The organism is Paracoccus sp. SY, assembly GCF_002901215.1.
GTDB lineage: Bacteria > Pseudomonadota > Alphaproteobacteria > Rhodobacterales > Rhodobacteraceae > Paracoccus > Paracoccus acridae.
Map to the genome: position 1 here is coordinate 57,817 of NZ_NWMQ01000005.1, position 17,874 is coordinate 75,690.

Genomic DNA, 17,874 nt, shown 5'->3' on the forward strand with positions numbered 1-17,874 from the left:
TCACTCCTTGGCATCGGCGTTCTCGCCGTCGTTGTCTTCGGTTTCGATCTCGTCGAAGGCGCTTTCGTCCAGGTTGTCGATCTGGACGCCGGCCTCTTTCTTCTGGCGCAGCATTTCGCGGATCAGCTCGTCCGTCAGGACCAGCTTGGCGTCGGACAGCCAGTCGAACTGCAGCCCGATGGTCTGGACCTCGCCCGCTTCCTCGATGTTCAGCAGGACCTCGTCGCCGCCCTCGCCTTTCTCGACGCCGGCCAGCACGCCCTTGAACCGCTTGCGCCCGTCGATGGCCTGGTTCGTTTCCAGCCGCGCCTCGTAGCCCTCGAAGGTCTCGAAATCCTTTATCCGGGTCAGGGGCCGGTCGATGCCGGGGCTGCTGACCTCCAGGTGATAGTTGTCCTCGATCGGATCCTCGACATCCAGGGTGGCGCTGACGGCCACGGAAATGTCGCCGCAATCGTCCACGTTGATGCCGCCTTCGGGCCGGTCGGCCATGATCTGCAGGGTCGCGGTCTTGCCGCCCTGAAGACGCACGCGGACCAGTTCGAATCCCAGATCCTCGATCACGGGGGCGATGATCTCGGCCAGACGCCGGTCGATGGCGGTCTTGGCAATCAGATCGTTCGACATGAGATCCCTTCGGATGTGAAAAAGGCCCGTCAAGCGGGCCATGCGGAAAGCGCCGGTGGGCAGGGGGTGGAAGCCTGCGCCGCTGTTGAGGCGGTATTTAGCACAAAAAACGTGATAATCAAGTTTAAAGTGGTTTTGCCCGGTCCTGGGCCGCGATCTCGTCCATCACCCTGACCAGTTCCGCCGAGATCCGCGGCTCGGACAGCGCATGTCCCGAGGCGGGGATCATGCGCAGATCGCAGCCTTTCCATCCATCCGCCAGGCGCCAGGCCGAGAGGGGTGGGCAGACCATGTCGTATCGGCCCTGCACGATCACGGCGGGCAGGTGTTCGATCCGGTGCCGGTCCCGCAGAAGCTGGCCTTCGTCCAGGAAGCAGCGGTGCATGAAGTAGTGATTTTCAAGCCGCGCGAAGGCACGGGCGTAATCGGCCGGCGCATGGCTGATGGCGGCCGATTGCAGACCCGCCAGGGCGTTTTCCCACATCAGCCAAGGCTGGGCAAAGCGGCCTTGGCGCCCCACGTCAGCCGAGAACAGCCGCTTGTGATAGGCGGCGATTAGATCGCCCCGTTCCGCTTCCGGGATCGGGTCCCGGAACTGTGCCCAGAGATCGGGAAAGAACCGCCCCGCGCCGCCGCCATAGAACCAGTCCAGTTCCCCCTGCGTGCCCAGGAAGACGCCGCGCAGGATCAGGCCGGTCACCCGCTTCGGATGCGCCTGGGCATAGGCCAGGGCCAGCGTCGCCCCCCAGCTTCCCCCGAACAGCAGGACCGATTCGAGGCCCAGGGTCCGGCGGATCACCTCGATATCCGCAATCAGGTGCGGGGTGGTGTTGGCATGGACCGAGGCCTGGGGCCGCGACCGGCCGCAGCCCCGCTGGTCGAACAGGATCGCGCGGTAATGGGCCGGGTCGAAGAAGCGCCGCATGAACGGGCTGCATCCCCCGCCGGGTCCGCCATGCAGGACCAGCACCGGCCGGCCTTCGGGGTTGCCGCTTTCCTCGACATAGATCTGGTGTCCGTCGCCCACGTCCAGCATATGCCGGGCAAAGGCCTCGGCGCCTGGGTGAAGGCGGCCATGTGTCGCGGCGTTTTGTCCTGCCAATCGGTCCATCACCTTACTATAAGGCCTGACAGACCCGCCTGCCAGAAGGACCGGACCATGACAAGCATCGACCCCGCCGAGATCGCCAAGTTCGAGTCGATGGCCGCGGAATGGTGGGATCCCAGGGGCAAGTTCCGGCCGCTGCACCTGATGAACCCGGTGCGGCTGGATTACATCGCGACCCAGATCGCGGGCGAGTTCGGGCGGGATAGGCGCGATCTGCGCCCCTTCGGGGGCCTGCGGGTGCTGGATATCGGCTGCGGCGGCGGGCTGGTGGCCGAGCCCATGGCGCGGCTGGGCGCCGATGTCGTGGGCGCGGATGCGGCCGAGGGCAACATCGCGGTGGCTTGTCTTCACGCCCGGCAGCAGGGGCTTGCCATCGACTATCGCGCCACCACGGCCGAGGCGATGGCGGGCGAGGTCTTCGACGTGGTCCTGGCGCTGGAAATCGTCGAGCATGTGGCCGACCCGGCCAGCTTCATCGCCACCTGCCGCGACCTGGTCCGGCCGGGAGGGCTGGTGATCCTGTCCACGCTGAACCGCACGGCCCGCAGCTTCGGCGCGGCGATTATCGGGGCGGAATGGATCATGCGCTGGCTGCCGCGCGGCACGCATGACTGGTCGCGCTTCATCACCCCGGACGAACTTGCGGGGATGGCCGGCGGCGCGGGCCTGTCGGTCCTGGGCCGCCGGGGAATGGTCTTCAACCCCCTCAGCTTCGGCTGGTCGCTGTCGGATCGCGATCTGTCGGTGAACTATATCCTCACGGCGCGGCGAGAGGCCTAGTCGTCCTCGCCCTCCAGCCGGATGCGCAATTCGCGCAGGACGGGCAGGGCGGTGCGCACCTTGTCGGCGCCGATGTCGCGCACCACCTCGGCGATCAGGGGCATGAAGGCGGCGATGGCCGCGTCCCGCGCCGCCCGGCCCGCCGGGCTGATCGACACGAACTTGCGCCGCGCATCGTCCCAATCGGGGCGGATGTGGACATGGCCCGCCCATTCCAGCCGCGACAGCGTGTTGGTCATCGCCCCGCGCGTGACATGAAAGGCCTGGGCCAGTTGGGCGGGGGTGCGTTCCTCGTTCACATGCGCCAGCAGGTTCAGGACCGAGAAATGCGAAATCTGCATCCCGCGCGGCAGGGCCTTGCCGATCAGGTTGCGCGACAACTGCTCGGCGATCAATACCTCGGCGAACAGGCTTGCGGCAAGCCGGTCATTGGCCTTGGGACGGTCGGTATCGGTCGCGGATAAGGGCATGGATCCAGAAGAAGAAAATGTGGGGTTCGCGGGCGGGGCGAAGCCGGGACCGTGCCCCGCCCCATGGCCCTTGGTCAAGTCCGACAATCGCCGGACCTTGCGTCAACCGCGCCGTCAGGCGGCGCCTGCCAGCAGGCCGTCCAGCTTGCCTTGGCGTTCCAGGTCGAACAGGTCGTCGCAGCCGCCCACATGGCGCTCGCCGATGAAGATCTGCGGGACCGTGCGGCGGCCATGGGCGCGCTGGGTCATCTGCGCGCGGACCGCAGGATCGGCGCCGACGTCGATTTCGTCAAACTGCACGTTCTTTTCGCGCAAAAGGCCCTTGGCGCGGATGCAGAAGGGACAGGTGCGCGTGGTATAGATGGTGATCGCAGGTTGGGTCATGGGGTGCGGTTCCTTTCCTTTGTGACCCCATACCTAGTCATCCTTGACCGACCTTGCCAGAACCGCGACCGAAACCGGCCCTGATCCCGCCGCCAGCAGCGCATCCGTCGCCGCGGCCATGGTCGCGCCCGATGCCATCACGTCATCGACCAGCAGCACGGGCCGGTCCCGCAATGCCGCCACGCGCCGGGGGTTCACGGCAAGGGCCCCGGCGATGTTGGCGAAACGGTCCCCGACGCCGCGATGGTCCTGACCGGGCGTATGGCGGCACCGTAGCAGCAGGTCGGGCAGGTGCAATGCCTTGTGGGTCCGTGCCACCCGCGCGGATATCAGCGCCGCCTGGTTGTACCGGCGCTTCAGCAGCCGCCGCAGATGCAGCGGGATCGGCGCCACGATGGTGTCGGCGTCAATCAGGGGCGCCGCCGTGCGGGCCAGCCATGCCGCCAGCGCAGGCGCCAGATCCGGCCGGTCGCCATGCTTCAGCGCCAGCACCAGCTTGCGCCCCGCACCGGAATAGACCATCGCCGCCCGCCCGCGTTGCCAAGGCCGCGCCATCGACAGGCAGTCGTCGCAGGTCAGCGTTGGATCATCCGCGCCCGTCCCGTCGTCCGGCAGCGGCACTCCGCAGCGGGCGCAGGCCGCGCCGGTGATGAACCGCGTTTCGGGAAAGCAGGCCGGGCAAAGCTGCCCCGGTCCTTCGGCCCCGCCGGTCACGGGGGTGCTGCACGCCACGCATTGCGGCGGATAAAGCAGGCGCAACGCGCCTTTCATCGCCCCCTGAAGCACCCTATGTTCCATCCCCATGACCAAACCCGCACAAGACCGTCCGACCCTGACCGACCGCCCCGCGCTGCTGCGCCAGCGGGACCGGGCGAATCGTCGGGGCTTTGCCGATATCCTGCACCGGCTTGCCGCCGACGAGATCCAGGATAGGCTGTCCGAGATTAACAGAAGGTTTACCGCACCCGCCGTGGTGACGGGTTTTCCTGACTTCTGGGCACAGGTCCTTCCCGATGCTCGCGTCGTTTCCGACGAACCCGTGCTTGATCTGCAACCCGGCGCGCATGATCTGGTCGTCCACGCCATGGCGCTGCACTGGGCCGACGATCCGGTGGGCCAGATGGTTCAATGCGCCCGCGCCCTGCGCGAGGACGGGCTGTTCATCGCCGCCTGCTTCGGCGGCCAGACCCTGCAGGAACTGCGCGCCGCCCTGGCCCAGGCCGAGGTGGAGATGACGGGCGGCCTGTCCCCCCGGATCCTGCCGATGGGGGAAATCCGCGACATGGGCGGGCTGCTGGGCCGCGCCGGGCTGGCCCTGCCGGTGGCCGATCTGGTCACCCAAAAGGCCAGCTATCGCGACCTGTTCCACCTGGCCCATGACCTGCGCGCCATGGGCGAGGGAAACGCCATGGCCGCCCGCCTGCGCCGCCCGACGGGACGCGCGGTCTTTGCCCGCGCCGCCGCGATCATGGCGGAACACCATGCCGACCGCGACGATCCGTCCCGTATCGCCACGACATTCGATCTGGTTTTTCTGACCGGATGGTCGCCCTCGGAGACGCAGCCCAAGCCGCTGCGGCCGGGATCGGCCACGACACGACTTGAAGACGCGCTGAAAGAAATCAGGACCAGGAAGACATGAAGCCAGCCCATGCGCCCGCAGACCACCCCTCGATCCCCAGGAAGAAGACGGGGATCCTGATCGCCAACCTGGGAACGCCGGACGGCTATGACTATTGGTCGATGCGCCGCTATTTGAACGAATTCCTGTCCGACAAGCGGGTGATCGACTATCCGGCCTGGAAATGGCAGCCGCTGCTGCAGGGGATCATCCTGACCAAGCGGCCCTTCACCTCGGGCAAGAACTACAAGCTGATCTGGAACGAGGACAAGAACGAAAGCCCGCTGATGACCATCACCCGGTCCCAGACCGAGGCCCTGCGCGAACGCGCCCAGGCCGAATGGGGCGACAGCGTGATGGTCGAATTCTGCATGCGCTATGGCAACCCCTCGACCCCCGACGTGCTGGACCGGATGGTCAAGGCGGGCTGCCAGCGGATCGTGTTCCTGCCGCTTTATCCGCAATATGCGGGCGCGACCTCGGCCACCGCGAACGACCAGCTGTTCCGGGCGCTGATGGCGCAGAAATGGCAGCCCGCGGTCCGCACCTGCGAGCCTTACTTCGACCGGCCCGATTACATCGCGGCCCTTGCGGCGTCGGTCCGCCGGAAGCTGGGCGACAAGGTGCCGGCCAAGCTGGTCGCCAGCTATCACGGGATGCCGAAACGATATCTGCTGGAGGGCGATCCCTATCACTGCCAGTGCCAGAAAACCTCGCGCCTGCTGAAAGAGGCGCTGGGCTGGCCCGACGGTGTGATCGACACGACCTTCCAGTCCGTCTTCGGGACCGAGGAATGGCTGCGCCCCTATACGGTCGAACATGTGGCCGAACTGGCGAAACGCGGCATCACCGACATCGCCGTCATCTCGCCCGCCTTCGCGGCCGACTGCATCGAGACGCTGGAGGAGATAAACGGCGAGATCCGCGAAAGCTTCGAACACGCGGGCGGCAAGGACTTCACCTATATCCCCTGCCTGAACGACGATCCCGCCCATATCGAGGCGATGCTGGAGGTCGTGCGCGAGAACATCGCGGGCTGGATCTGACGTTTTTCCTAAGAAAACGTGATCCTGACGGGTTTATCCTGTCTGGAACCCCTTGGCTGGGGGTCGGTTTGGTGTCCAACACAGGAGGAACGGATGACCAGACTGGATGCCCCTGCAACCCCCGAGGAACAGCGCGCGCTGAGCCGCGATGAAATGGAACTGGCCAACCAGTCCCGCCAGCCCGGACTGGGCCAATTGTCCGACCAGGATCTATCCGATCTGGTGTCTCGCTTGCGCGAACGACGCAACCGGGCGCGTGACATCGGCGACCGTCAGGGTCGTGAGGCGCGAGGCAAGGCAGCCCCTTCGGGCGCGACGGCCGCAGGCGGCAACGAAGGCACGCGGAGCAAGCTGGACTATCTGAACGACGCCCTGAACCGGGCAATGGCCGAGCGTCACCGGCGTCGTGCGGATGGCGCGGCGGATGAACTCCAAGATGCGCAGCCTGATCAGGTCGAGCTGGCGCAGAAGGCGCTTGCCGCAAAGCAGGCGACCGACCGGCCTTCCCCGATGTTGGAGGAGGGCGGGCCGCTGCATCCGAACGATCCCGATGCTGATCAGGGCAAGCAGGCCCTGGCCCATACCGAACGCGACACTGCCCCGTCCGGAGCATTCGATCACGCCGGCGAGCGCCCCGCGCGAGAGCGGTCCAACGCCCGGTAGGGGACGTTCCGAGCCCAAAGAATGCCCAGCGAAAAGGCCGCCGGCTGGACCGGCGGCCTTTCACTGTTCGATGGGGCTGTGCTTGTCGGGTCAGATCACCAGAACCTGCGTCCCGATCTTGGTCAGGGTATACAGTTCCTTGATATGCTCGTTATACAGGCCGATGCAGCCGTTCGACGACTTGCGGCCGATCTTGCGCGTGTCATGGGTGCCGTGGATGCGGTAATACTGCCAACTCAGCCACAGCGCATGGGTGCCCAGCGGATTGTCCGGTCCCGGCGGCACGAAATCCGGCCATTCGGGGTTGCGGGCCTTCATCTCGGGGGTGGGCGACCAGCTTGGGCCTTCGACCTTCTTGATGATCTCGGTCCGGCCGGTGCGGGTCAGATCCTCGCTGACCGGGATGGACGAGGGATAGACGCGGTAGGTGTTGCCGTCTTCAGACCAGTAATGCACCGCACGCGAGGTCAGATCGCACAGGATCGCACCGTTGGTGAGGTTCTGGAAATGCGGCTGCCAGCTTTGCGCCGAAAAGCTGGAAATGTTGTGGCGCTGATCGGCGGCCGGGTCGTACTGGACCGCACCCGCGTCCGGGGTCGCGCCGGGCATCGCGCCGGGTGTCGCGCTATAGATCGGCTGGCCCGTATAAGGGTCGATCTGCTGGCCGAACGACGGCAATGCCAGACCCGCAGCCCCCAAGGCTGCGGCCGAACCCAGGAAGGTCCGGCGATTGATTGCAGATGACTTGCTCATCTTCCCATGTCCTTCGAAGGATGACCGTTCTTGCTGGACGGCCTTGACCACTCCGCCTCATGCGGCAGGAGATTTCTATAAGCCGGGCCAGCGATTCCATCAATTCAAAGTGCCGTGGACGCGAAGATGCCACAAAGGCGATTTTCACGAATTCGTGGGTTTGATCGGTCGGGCGCCATTCGATAGATCTGCGCACAAGAAAAACGAGGGATGGCGGAAAAATGCCGAATTTCAAGGTTATCGCGGCCCTGTCGCTGATGGCGCTGGCGGCGTGCCAGCCGCGCAGCCTGCCTCCGGTCGCGCCGGGCGGGCAGGCGATGCCCACGGGCAACCAGATCAGCGCCGCCGAGGAACAGCAAATTCCGATCCGCGTGTTGCAGCAAATCAACACGCTGCGGGCAAACATCGCCGCGCCGGCCCTGACGCTGAACCCGCAACTGTCCGCGGCGGCCTTGGCACATTCGCGCGACATGTCGGCCCAGAACCGGGCCTGGCACTGGGGGTCGGACGGATCCTCGCCCTTGGACCGGGCGCGCCGGGCGGGTTATTTCGGCAATGTCGTCGGCGAGAACATCTCGGAATCCTATGAAAACGACATGCAGACGCTGAGCGCCTGGATGGGCACCCGCGATACGCGCGATGTCATCATGGACCCGGCCGCCACGAATCTGGGCTTTGCCTGGTATCAGGAACCCTCGGGCAAGCTGTGGTGGACGCTGCTGACGGGCAGCTGAATGCAAAAGGCCCCGGATCGTCCGGGGCCTTGTCCATTCCGGGGCAATCCAGCCGGATCAGGGATTGATGACGATCGGCACGCCGGGGCGGAGCATCGCATAGACCTCCTCGATCTCCTCGTCCTTGACGGCGATGCAGCCTGCCGTCCAGTCGCGGTTCTTGGGCGCGAAGCGGTTGCCGTCGGGGCCGCGTCCATGGATGAAGATGTCGCCGCCCGCGTGCCGGCCCAATGCGGCCGCCAAGGCCGTGTCCCGTTCATTCGGATAGGAGACTCCGACAGACAGGTGATAGCGGCTGCGCGGGTTGAAGCGGTCGATGTAATAGATCCCTTCCGGGGTCTTGCCGTCGCCTTCGAACTGCTTGTGGCCCACGGGCACGTTGCCCAGGCCCACGTCATAGGATTTCAGCACGGTCGTCCCATGCAGAAGATACATCTTCCGGGCGCCCTTGTTGACCACGACCTGGGTCACGGCGGGGCCGTTATAGGCCTTGAACTTGCTTTCCGGTTTGCCGCAGGCCGCCACGAAGGCAAGCAAGGAAAAGGCGACGGCGCGGCGCGTTGGCTTGAACATCACTGCCTCTGACATTTTTGGTTTTTTATGGTCGTTTCATATCACAAGCCAGTGGGATCTGGCTAGGTTCTGGCGAATTCCGCCACGGTTTCGACATGGGGGGACCATCGGAACTGATCGACCACCCACAGCCGGGTCAGCGTAAAACCGCCAATGGCAAGAAGCTGCGCATCCCTTGAAAAATTCACCGGATCGCAGGCCACGAAGGCTATCTTGTCGATGCGCGAGGCCGCGATTTCACGGGCTTGCGCCTCGGCCCCCGCACGGGGCGGGTCGATCACGATTACGTCAAACCGGTTCAGTTCATCGGCAAGCATCGGTCGGCGGGCAAGGTCGCGAATCTCGGTCGTGACGCGGTTCAGGCCGGGGGCGCCCCGCCACCCCGCGTCCAGGGCGGTCAACGGGGCTGCCAGCCCCTCGACCGCATGGACCGCTGCCCCCTTGGCCAGGGGCAGCGAAAACGTTCCGCATCCTGCGAACAGATCGACGATTCGCATGGCGCCCGCCGTGACAGCCTGAACCCCGGCCAGCAGCGCGGCTTCTCCCTCAAGCGTTGCTTGCAGGAAGCCCGCCGGAGGCGGCACGACCCGCGCAAGGCCCATGGGAAGGGCAGGCGGACGACGGGTGATCGACTGGCCGTCCCCTGCCTGATCCAGCCAGGTCAGCCGCGCCAGATCGCCTTCATCCGCCAGCGCGGCAAGGTCCTGGAACAGCGCGGGATCCATCGGCTTGCCGCCAGTCACGGCCACATCCAGTCCGGCGGGGCCGTGGATCACCGTCATGGACAATTCGCCGCCGCGCGAGGCGCCGGCCACGGTGATCCGCCGCAGCAAGGGCAGGGCAGCCGTGATCTCGGGCCGCATGACGTGGCATTCGGCCAGATCCACGATCACGTCAGATGCGCGGGCGTGAAAACCGACCAAGGCGCCCTTCTTTGTGCGCCGCCCCGACAGCACCGCCCGCCGCCGCGACCGGGGGGGCGAGACATGGACCCCTTCCACCGGCGCGGGCAAGCCGCGCGCGGCCAGGGCCGTTTCCACCACCTGCCGCTTCCAGGCGGTCGTGAAACCGTCCGAGGCGTGCATCAGCGAACAGCCCCCGCAGGCGCGGTAATGCGCGCAGACGGGCCGCACCCGGTCGGGCGAGGGCGTGACGATGCGGGGCGCGGCGATGCGCCCCCCTTCGGCTTCGCCCTCGATCTGTTCGCCCGGCAGGGTCAGGGGCGCCAGGGCGCGGCCCGCCTCACCAACCGCCACCCCGTCGCCGCGACGGCCCAGGCGTTCGACATGCCAAAGACTCATTCCGCCGCTTCCTCGGTCCCCAGGAAGCCGCCCGATTGCCGGTTCCAGTAGCGCGCGTAAAGCCCGCCTCGCGCCAGCAGTTGCCCGTGGCTGCCCTGTTCGACGATCCGGCCCGCATCCATGACGATGATCCGGTCCAGTTCGGCGATGGTGGACAGGCGGTGCGCGATGGCCAGCACCGTCTTGCCCTTCATCGCGCGGGACAGGGCATCCTGGACCTGGGCCTCGACCTCGCTGTCCAGGGCACTGGTGGCCTCGTCCAGGACCAGGATCGGGGCGTCCTTCAGGAAGGCGCGGGCCAAGGCGATCCGCTGGCGCTGCCCGCCCGACAGCTTGACCCCGCGTTCGCCCAGATGCGCGTCATAGCCCTTGCGTCCCTGATGGTCCTGAAGGGTCAGGATGAAGTCATGCGCCTCGGCCGCCTTGGCGGCTGCCTCGATCTCGGCCTGCGTGGCGCCGGGGCGACCATACAGGATGTTGTCGCGGGCGGATCGGTTGAACATCGCGGTTTCCTGCGTGACCATGCCGATCTGGCGGCGCAGGCTTTCCTGGGTCACCTCGCGCAGGTCGTGCCCGTCGATGCGGATCGCGCCTTTTTCCACGTCGTAAAGCCGCAACAGCAGCGCCACCATCGTGGACTTGCCCGCACCCGAGGCGCCGACAATGCCCACCTTCTCGCCCGCGCGGATATGCAGGTCGATGTCGGCAAGGCCCCCTTCGTCGCGGCCATAGGCAAAGCCCACGTGATCGAAGTCGATGCGTCCCGCGACCCGGTCCAGGGGCAGGGCGTCGGGCGCGTCGGTCAGGGCATGGGCCGGGGACAGGGTCTTCATGCCGTCCTCGACCTCGCCCACGCTGCCCCAGATGCCCATCAGCGCCATGCTGACCCAGCCGGTCATCTGCGACAGGCGCATGGCGATCGCGCCCGCAGCCGCCACGTCGCCCGGCGTGGCCTGGCCCTGCCGCCACAGCATGATCGACCCGCCGACCAGGATCACCGGCAGGATGCCCGCGATCACCATCAGCGACATGCGGAAGGTGCTGCTGACCACGCCGAAATCCAGCGCGCGTTCGCGAAAGCCCGCCATGGCGCCAAGGGCCGCCCGATCCTCGTGTTCGGCATGGGCGAACAGCTTGACGGTCTTGATGTTGGTGATGGTATCGACGACCTGGCCGGTGATCATCGCGCGGGCCGAGGCGCGGGCGCCGGATTTCGCCCGGATGCGCGGCAGGAAGAACCGGATCAGGCCCAGATAGGCCAGCATCCACAGGATCAGCGCAACCGCGCCCCAGGTATCGACCGAGACCAGGAAGGCCGCCGATCCCAGCACGGATGCCAGCGCGAAGGCCACCACGTTCACCATTTCCGAGGCAACGTCGGTGACGGCGCGGGCCGTCTGCATCTGCTTCTGCGCCAGCCGCCCCGCGAAATCGTTGTCGAAGAAGGCGACGGCGTGGCCCATGGTCCAGCGGTGGATCCGGGACAGGACCAAGGGCAGCACGTTCGGTCCGATGATGACGCTGCTGGTCGCGGTGGAAAAGCCGAAGATCAGCGGCCGCAGCAGCAGGAAGAAGCCCACGAAAGCCGCGATCAGCAGGCTGTTCTGGCCCCAGAAGGCGCCCGGATCGCCCGTCGCGATGGCATCCACCACCCAGCCCAGCAGCACGGCGGCCACCACGTCGGCAACCCCGCCCAAGGCCGAGGCGATGCCCGCCAGCCCCAGCCCGCCCCAGGCGCCCGACAGGCACCAGCGGAAGAAGGCCAGCAGCGTGGCGGGTGGAGGGCCGTCCGCCGGGCGGAAGGCGTCGATCAGGCGGCCAAGGCGGTGGTGCAGGGTCATGCGGTCTCTCCGGCCAGCAGGGCGATGTCGATCAACGCGGGCGCGGGCAAAGCGAAGCCCGCGTCGATCCAGGCATCCTCGGCGGCCTTCAGCGCCCGCCCAAGGGCGGGGCCTTGCAGATGCGGTTGCAGGTCGGCGGCGCTGATCGGCAGCGACCGCGCGGCGGTTCGCGCCTCGGCCCAGCCTTCGCGTGGCCCGGCGGTCTGGACCAGGGCGGCGGCGGCATCGGCCAGATCGCCGCGCAGATGATAGGCGATGCGGTTGAAGGACCAGCCCTGCATCAGGGCAGTCACAAGCGCGCGGTGATCGCGCGCCTCATTCCGGGACAGGCGCAAGGCATCCGCAAGGTCCCCCTGCGACAGCGCCGCCAGACGCGCAAGCCAATGCGCGGGGGATTGCAGCGCATAAAGCCTGTCCGGCGTCGCATCGGGCAGGATCTTGTCCAGAACACCCGTCTGCTGCATCAGCCGCACGGCGGGAACGGGGTCGGGGGCCGCAAGCAGCTTGCGCAGTTCCTGCCCGATCCGTTCGCGCGAAATCCCGTCCAGCCCGTCCCGGCCGTCCCGGCAGGCCGCCACGGCAGCGGGATCGGCGTCCCGGCCATACCAGGCCAGGAAGCGGAAGAAGCGCAGGATGCGCAGATAATCCTCGGCAATGCGCTGCGCGGGATCGCCGACAAAGCGCAGTCGCCGGGCGCGCAGGTCGTCCAGTCCCCCGACTGGGTCGATCACCCCGCCATGCCGGTCGGCATAAAGCGCGTTCATGGTAAAGTCGCGCCGCTGCGCGTCCTGGTCCAGATCGTCGGAAAAGGCCACCACGGCATGTCGCCCGTCGGTTTTGACATCATGGCGCAGGGTCGTGACCTCGAACCCCCGGCCGTCCGACACGACCGTCACCGTGCCGTGGTCGATCCCCGTGGGCACGGGCCTGAGGCCCGCCGCCTGGGCCAGTTGCGTCACCACGCCGGGCGGCGCATCGGTCGCCAGGTCCAGGTCGCCCACCGGTTCGCCCAGAAGCGCGTTCCGCACCGCGCCCCCGACCAGCCAGGCACGATACCCGCCCGCCTCGATGGCGTCGAAGACCGATTGCAGCGCAGGATCCTGCATGACCTGTTCGGGAAGCCGGGTCACGCCCGGATCCTTCTGGCCAGGCCCAGCAGGATCCTCGCGGTCGCGCCCCAAAGGTAATAGGGACCGAAGGGCGCCGCGTGATAGCTGCGCCAGCCCTCGCGCCAGCGGCGGCGTTCGACCCGGTAGCGGGACGGATCGGCGACATGGTCGAAGGGAAGGGCAAAGGCCTCCTCGACCTCGCCCGGCTCGGGCAGGGGCTGGAAGGCGCCCCGGACAATCCCGATGACCGGGGTCACGGCAAAGCCCGTCACGGTGCGGTGCGGCGGCAGGGTGCCCAGCAGATCGACCTGGGCGGCATCCAGCCCCACTTCCTCGCGCGCCTCGCGCAGGGCTGCGGCGATCTCATCGGCGTCGGTCGGATCCACCTTGCCACCTGGCAGGGCGATCTGGCCGGGATGATGGCGCAGACCCGAGGCACGCTTGGTCAGGATCAGGCGGCCGTCATCCTCGTGGAACGCGGCCAGCACCCCCGCCGGGCGCAGGGAACCCGGCAAGGGGGCCACGTCCGGGTTCAGGTCGTAATCCGAACTAGGCCCTGCCGGAACCGACAGGGCCTGACGCAGAAGGTCTTCGGACCAGGCCGGGATCACTCGGCCGCCCTGTCGGGCAGAGGCTGGCCCTCGGCATCCACCGTCGCCTCGAACCCCAGGCTGTGGGGGTCGAATTCGTAATGCGCGCCGCAGAACTGGCAATCGGCCGTCACGATGCCCTCATCGGTGGTCATGTGCGCGATGTCCTTGGCGGAATAGATCGACAGCGTTTCCCGAACCCGGTCGGAGGTGCAGGAACAGCCGAATTCCACCCGCTGCGCGTCGAAGACACGGGGTTCTTCCTCGTGGAACAGGCGCAGCAGCAGGTCGGTCGGCCCGACCGAGGGGCCGATCAGCTCCAGCACCTCGACCGTGTCCAGAAGCATGTTGGCGCGGTTCCAATCTTCGGATTCCGCGCCTTGCAGGATGTCGGCGGCCTGGATCAGCCCGCCTTCGCCGCTGCCCCCTTCGCCCTGCATCGGGGTCGCCGGCAGGGTTTGCAGCATCACGCCGCCGGCGCGCCACCGGCTGTCCTGTCCCGACAAGCGCGATGCGCCGCTGGCAAGCTGGAACCGGGTCGGCAGCTGTTCGGATTGCGCGAAATAGGTCTGCGCGCAGGCCGACAGCGATCCGCCCGAAAGCGGGGTGATCCCCTGATAGGGCAACGAGCCCTGGCCCTGGTCGATCAGGATGGCGAAATACCCCTCGCCCACCTGTTCAAAGGGCGGGCGGCCGTCCAGGCGGTCGGCATCGAAACTGGCCCAGGCGCGGATGCGGGCCGGGGCGCCGTCCTGCTGGGGCGCGAAATAATCGGCGGCCAGCGTGCGGATCGCGCCATTGCCGCGGACCTGCAGGCTCAGCTTCCAGCGCAGCTTGACGGTGGGGCCGATCAGGGCCGCCAGCAGCGCCAGTTCGGCAACCAGGGCACCCACCGGCGCGGGATAGTCGTGGCGCGACAGGATGTGATCCAGCACCCCGTCCAGCCGTGCGACGCGGCCGCGAATGTCCGAACGGTCCAGCTGGAACGGCAAAACCGTGTCGTCCCACGCGATCTGGTTGATCTTGCTCATGCGATATTCCTGAAATCGGGGCAGGCCCGCAGGGTGGCGGGCCGGGTCGCGCCCAATATAGGAACTTTGCAGGCGATCCCAAGGGGGTGGCTTTTGCGCGGCGTCCCGCTGCGCTAAGGGAAAGCCATCGAACCCGGAGTCCGCATGATCCGCCGATACGGCCATTCCCCCAGGCGGGGGCAGCCTTACCCCCTGCGACCGGGGGCCTATGGCCTTCTGGTGCGCGAGGGACGGCTGCTTCTGACCCGCCAGGCTGCGCCCGAACCCGAATACCAGTTGCCGGGCGGGGGCATCGACGCCGGAGAGACCGGCCTGCGCGCGCTGCACCGCGAGGTGTTCGAGGAAACCGGCTGGACCATCGGCAATCCCCGCTGGCTGGGCACCTATCGCCGCTTTGCCTTCATGGCCGATTACGGGCGCCATGCCGAAAAACTGTGCCATGTCTGGATCGCACGGCCCATCCTGCGCCTGTCACCCCCGTCCGAGCCGCATCACAGCGCGCATTGGGCCAGCCCGCTTGCGGCCATGACCCTGCTGGCCGATCCGGGCGCGCGGGCGTTCCTGGCCCGGTTCCGGCACCTGGTCTAGCGCCGCGGCAGGGGCACGGTTTCGGCGGGGGCAAGATATTCGATCAGCACGGCCGACATGTCGTCCTGGCGTTCGCCCCGGCAATATTCCGACACCGACCAGGCCATCGATTCCAGAAAGACATGCCCGCCCAGAAAGGCGTTGGTGCGCAGGATCGCCTCGACCCCGTCGTCCCCCAGAAGGCGGCCCGCGGGGTTCGTGGCTTCGGTGATGCCGTCCGAGCAGATCAGCAGCCGGTCGCCCGGTTCCAGGATCACGTCGATCTCGTCGAAGACGGGCCGTTCGAAGACCCCGATCGGCATCCCGCCATTGCCCAGCGGCTGGACCGATCCGTCGGCGCGCTGCAGGACGGGATGGGGGTGTCCCGCCTGGACCATCCGCAACCTGCCGGTCACATGGTTCAGGTCGGCATAGATCATCGTGTAATAGGTGTCGGTCGCCATCTCCTCGAGCATCATGTTGTTGAAGAAATGCGCAAGCGCCGCCGGGCTGACGGCATCGGTTCCGGTCTGGGCGGCGCGCAACGCGACATTCTGGTCGGCCGAGCCGGACAGATGGACCGAAAGCTGCGCGGTCAGCAGCGCGGCCGTCACGCCATGGCCGGAAACGTCCAGGGCATAGATGCCCACCCGATCATCGCCGATGGGAAAGAAGCCCACCAGATCGCCGCCGATATGTCCCGCCGGCCGCAGCAGCAGCGACAACTGGATCGGACCGAAGCGGCCCGATCGCTGCTTGACCAGTCCTTGCTGCAACTTCCGCGCCTCTTGCAGGTCGCGGTCTATCGCGGCCTGGGTATCGCGCAACCGGTCAAGTGCGGCGCGAAGCTGGGCATTGCTGGATCGCAAATCCTCCTCGACCCGCAGGATGCGTTCGCCTGCGGCCAGGCGGGCCAGCAGATCCTGCTTGGTGACGGGCATGGCCAGGAAGTCGTCTGCCCCCGCCTCCAGCCCGCGGGCGATATCCTCGTGATCCTGGGCCGAGGTCAGCAGCACGAAATAGCCGTATCTGCTGCGTTCCCCGGTGCGGAAGGCGCGGCACAGATCCAGGCCGGATTCCATGCCCGCCGCACCGGGAATGATCCAGTCGGACAGCACGATATCGGGTTCGATCCGCTGGCACAGTTGCAGCGCATCGGCGACCGATCCCGCCTCCAGCACCTCATAGCGTGCGCGGCGCAAGGGGACGGACAGGATGCGTCGCTGGGCATCGCTGGGGCTGACGATCAGCACGCGCCGTATCAGCCGGTTGGTGGTCGGCTTGGCAAGAACAGGGGACAGGCGATTCGTGCGTTTCATGCAAATGTGATAACCCCTTGGCAGTAAAGGGGCGGTTAAATCACACCAGCAATTCTGCCAGAATCTCGTCGTTGGTGATGTCGCGATAGACGAAACCGGCGTGGTCCAGTCGCGACTTCAGCGCCATCAGGTTCTGCGGGGCCGAGGTTTCGATGCCGATCAGGATCGAGCCGAAGTTGCGCGCCGATTTCTTGAGATATTCGAACCGCGCCACGTCGTCGTCGGGACCAAGCATCTCCAGGAAGTCGCGCAGCGCGCCGGGACGCTGGGGCAGGCGCAGCACGAAATACTTCTTCACCCCGGCAAAACGCTGGGCGCGTTCCTTGACCTCGGGCAGGCGCTCGAAATCGAAGTTCCCGCCCGAGCAGACGCAGACCACCCGCTTGCCGGTCAGATCGCCCAGATCGCCCAGCACGTCGATGGCAAGCGCGCCCGCGGGTTCCAGCACCACGCCTTCGGTGTTCAGCATCTCCAGCATGGTGATGCAGATGCGGTCCTCGGGCGCCAGATGAACGTCTTGCGGGGCAAAGCGGCGCAGCGCCTCGAAGGGCAGGGCGCCGATGCGGGCCACGGCGGCGCCGTCCACGAAATTGTCCACGCCGGGCAGCGCGACCGGCGCGCCCTGCTGCAAGGCCGCCTGCAGGCTGGCCCCGCCCAGCGGTTCGGCAAAGGCGAACTGCGTGGCAGGCGCAACATCCGCGAAGTAACGCGTGACGCCCGCCGCAAGGCCGCCGCCGCCCACGGGCAGGACCACCAGATCCGGCGCCTCGTCCAACTGCCACAGGATTTCCTGTCCCACCGTCGCCTGGCCCTCGATCACGTCGGCCGAATCGAAGGGCGGCAGGAACTGGGCGTCCTGCTCGGCCGCGAAGACCTGGGAAGCCGCCAGCGTCTGGTCGAAGTAATCGCCCGTCAGCACGATCTCGATCGCGTCGCCGCCGAAGACCTTTGTCTTGTCGATCTTCTGCTTGGGCGTCGTCACCGGCATGAAGATCGTGCCCCTTGCCCCGAAATGGCGGCAGGCATAGGCCACGCCCTGCGCGTGATTGCCGGCACTGGCGCAGACGAAATGCGCGTTCCCGGCCGCCCCCGGCGTCACCCGCTTGCGCATCGCGTTGAAGGCCCCCCGCAGCTTGTAGCTGCGCACGGGCGTCAGATCCTCGCGCTTGAGCCAGATGTCCGCCCCGAACTTGGCCGACAGGTGGTCGTTGCGCTGCAAGGGCGTCGGCTCGAACAGGTCGCGGATCGCGGCCTCGGCCTGGGCGACGCATTCGGGAAAGCTGAGGGCGGGGTCGCGGAGGGCAGGATTTTCCATGCGCCTGCGCATGACGCGAAAGCGCGCGTTTGGCAAGGGGAA

20 protein-coding genes are annotated in these 17,874 nt (G+C 67.0%); 6 read left to right on the top strand and 14 right to left on the bottom strand.

Annotated elements, in window-relative coordinates:
• Positions 1 to 627 (bottom strand): ribosome maturation factor RimP, encoded by a 627-nt coding sequence (rimP, locus tag CK944_RS06220; protein ID WP_103172188.1) that lies wholly within the window; start codon positions 625 to 627, stop codon positions 1 to 3.
• Positions 628 to 751: 124 nt separating this feature from the next.
• Positions 752 to 1,738: a prolyl aminopeptidase gene (gene pip / locus CK944_RS06225; protein ID WP_103172189.1), complete on the bottom strand. Its 987-nt coding sequence runs from the start codon at positions 1,736 to 1,738 to the stop codon at positions 752 to 754.
• A 48-nt stretch (positions 1,739 to 1,786) separates the two neighbouring features.
• On the opposite strand from pip, the gene ubiG reads away from it, so the two are divergent.
• A complete protein-coding gene (gene ubiG, locus CK944_RS06230; protein WP_103172190.1) occupies positions 1,787 to 2,515 on the top strand; it encodes a bifunctional 2-polyprenyl-6-hydroxyphenol methylase/3-demethylubiquinol 3-O-methyltransferase UbiG in 729 nt (242 codons plus the stop codon).
• Here the strand turns inward: ubiG and CK944_RS06235 are convergent.
• From CK944_RS06235 to CK944_RS06245, 3 genes are all read right to left on the bottom strand, one after another.
• Complete coding sequence (locus CK944_RS06235) at positions 2,512 to 2,985, bottom strand: MarR family winged helix-turn-helix transcriptional regulator (RefSeq protein ID WP_103172307.1); 474 nt, start codon at positions 2,983 to 2,985, stop codon at positions 2,512 to 2,514. The two genes, ubiG and CK944_RS06235, sit on opposite strands and share 4 nt — an antisense overlap.
• Positions 2,986 to 3,099: 114 nt before the next feature.
• Positions 3,100 to 3,369 (bottom strand): glutaredoxin 3, encoded by a 270-nt coding sequence (grxC, locus tag CK944_RS06240; protein WP_103172191.1) that lies wholly within the window; start codon positions 3,367 to 3,369, stop codon positions 3,100 to 3,102.
• Positions 3,370 to 3,402: 33 nt separating this feature from the next.
• Positions 3,403 to 4,140, bottom strand: coding sequence for a double zinc ribbon domain-containing protein (locus CK944_RS06245; protein WP_103172308.1), 738 nt, complete (start codon positions 4,138 to 4,140; stop codon positions 3,403 to 3,405).
• 31 nt (positions 4,141 to 4,171) lie between these two features.
• On the opposite strand from CK944_RS06245, the gene CK944_RS06250 reads away from it, so the two are divergent.
• The 3 genes from CK944_RS06250 to CK944_RS06260 all read left to right on the top strand — a co-directional run bounded on the left by CK944_RS06250 (position 4,172) and on the right by CK944_RS06260 (position 6,699).
• Positions 4,172 to 5,011, top strand: coding sequence for an SAM-dependent methyltransferase (locus tag CK944_RS06250; protein ID WP_103172192.1), 840 nt, complete (start codon positions 4,172 to 4,174; stop codon positions 5,009 to 5,011).
• Positions 5,008 to 6,036, top strand: coding sequence for a ferrochelatase (gene hemH, locus CK944_RS06255; protein WP_103172193.1), 1,029 nt, complete (start codon positions 5,008 to 5,010; stop codon positions 6,034 to 6,036). The genes CK944_RS06250 and hemH overlap by 4 nt, the downstream gene beginning before the upstream one ends.
• A gap of 93 nt (positions 6,037 to 6,129) precedes the next feature.
• Positions 6,130 to 6,699: a hypothetical protein gene (locus tag CK944_RS06260; RefSeq protein WP_103172194.1), complete on the top strand. Its 570-nt coding sequence runs from the start codon at positions 6,130 to 6,132 to the stop codon at positions 6,697 to 6,699.
• Positions 6,700 to 6,789: 90 nt separating this feature from the next.
• Here CK944_RS06260 and CK944_RS06265 read toward each other — a convergent pair whose 3' ends face one another.
• Entirely contained in the window at positions 6,790 to 7,452 is a 663-nt protein-coding gene (locus tag CK944_RS06265; protein WP_103172195.1) for a L,D-transpeptidase, read from the bottom strand.
• A gap of 221 nt (positions 7,453 to 7,673) precedes the next feature.
• Here CK944_RS06265 and CK944_RS06270 point away from each other — a divergent pair, with 221 nt between their 5' ends.
• Entirely contained in the window at positions 7,674 to 8,186 is a 513-nt protein-coding gene (locus tag CK944_RS06270; RefSeq protein ID WP_103172196.1) for a CAP domain-containing protein, read from the top strand.
• Positions 8,187 to 8,243: 57 nt separating this feature from the next.
• Here the strand turns inward: CK944_RS06270 and CK944_RS06275 are convergent, their stop codons facing one another.
• The 6 genes from CK944_RS06275 to CK944_RS06300 all read right to left on the bottom strand — a co-directional run bounded on the left by CK944_RS06275 (position 8,244) and on the right by CK944_RS06300 (position 14,631).
• A complete protein-coding gene (locus CK944_RS06275; RefSeq protein WP_103172197.1) occupies positions 8,244 to 8,759 on the bottom strand; it encodes a murein L,D-transpeptidase family protein in 516 nt (171 codons plus the stop codon).
• Positions 8,760 to 8,821: 62 nt separating this feature from the next.
• Positions 8,822 to 10,060 carry a class I SAM-dependent RNA methyltransferase gene (locus tag CK944_RS06280; protein ID WP_103172198.1) on the bottom strand — a complete coding sequence of 413 codons (1,239 nt, stop codon included), beginning with the start codon at positions 10,058 to 10,060 and terminating at the stop codon, positions 8,822 to 8,824.
• Positions 10,057 to 11,901, bottom strand: a complete 1,845-nt coding sequence (locus tag CK944_RS06285) for an ABC transporter ATP-binding protein (protein ID WP_103172199.1) — start codon at positions 11,899 to 11,901, stop codon at positions 10,057 to 10,059. The genes CK944_RS06280 and CK944_RS06285 overlap by 4 nt, the downstream gene beginning before the upstream one ends.
• On the bottom strand, positions 11,898 to 13,031 hold the full coding sequence (locus CK944_RS06290; RefSeq protein ID WP_103172200.1) for a CCA tRNA nucleotidyltransferase: 1,134 nt from the start codon (positions 13,029 to 13,031) through the stop codon (positions 11,898 to 11,900). The genes CK944_RS06285 and CK944_RS06290 overlap by 4 nt, the downstream gene beginning before the upstream one ends.
• Positions 13,028 to 13,621 carry a CoA pyrophosphatase gene (locus CK944_RS06295; RefSeq protein ID WP_370463821.1) on the bottom strand — a complete coding sequence of 198 codons (594 nt, stop codon included), beginning with the start codon at positions 13,619 to 13,621 and terminating at the stop codon, positions 13,028 to 13,030. Before CK944_RS06295 ends, CK944_RS06290 begins: the two co-directional genes overlap by 4 nt.
• Entirely contained in the window at positions 13,618 to 14,631 is a 1,014-nt protein-coding gene (locus CK944_RS06300) for an Hsp33 family molecular chaperone HslO (protein ID WP_103172201.1), read from the bottom strand. The genes CK944_RS06295 and CK944_RS06300 overlap by 4 nt, the downstream gene beginning before the upstream one ends.
• A 144-nt stretch (positions 14,632 to 14,775) precedes the next feature.
• Between CK944_RS06300 and CK944_RS06305 the strand changes: the two genes are divergently transcribed.
• Positions 14,776 to 15,219, top strand: a complete 444-nt coding sequence (locus tag CK944_RS06305) for an NUDIX domain-containing protein (protein WP_103172202.1) — start codon at positions 14,776 to 14,778, stop codon at positions 15,217 to 15,219.
• Here CK944_RS06305 and CK944_RS06310 read toward each other — a convergent pair.
• Positions 15,216 to 16,517, bottom strand: a complete 1,302-nt coding sequence (locus CK944_RS06310) for a PP2C family protein-serine/threonine phosphatase (RefSeq protein ID WP_103172203.1) — start codon at positions 16,515 to 16,517, stop codon at positions 15,216 to 15,218. The genes CK944_RS06305 and CK944_RS06310 overlap by 4 nt on opposite strands.
• A gap of 40 nt (positions 16,518 to 16,557) precedes the next feature.
• Positions 16,558 to 17,832 carry a threonine ammonia-lyase IlvA gene (ilvA, locus tag CK944_RS06315; RefSeq protein ID WP_103172204.1) on the bottom strand — a complete coding sequence of 425 codons (1,275 nt, stop codon included), beginning with the start codon at positions 17,830 to 17,832 and terminating at the stop codon, positions 16,558 to 16,560.
• Between the last annotated feature and the right edge of the window lie 42 nt (positions 17,833 to 17,874).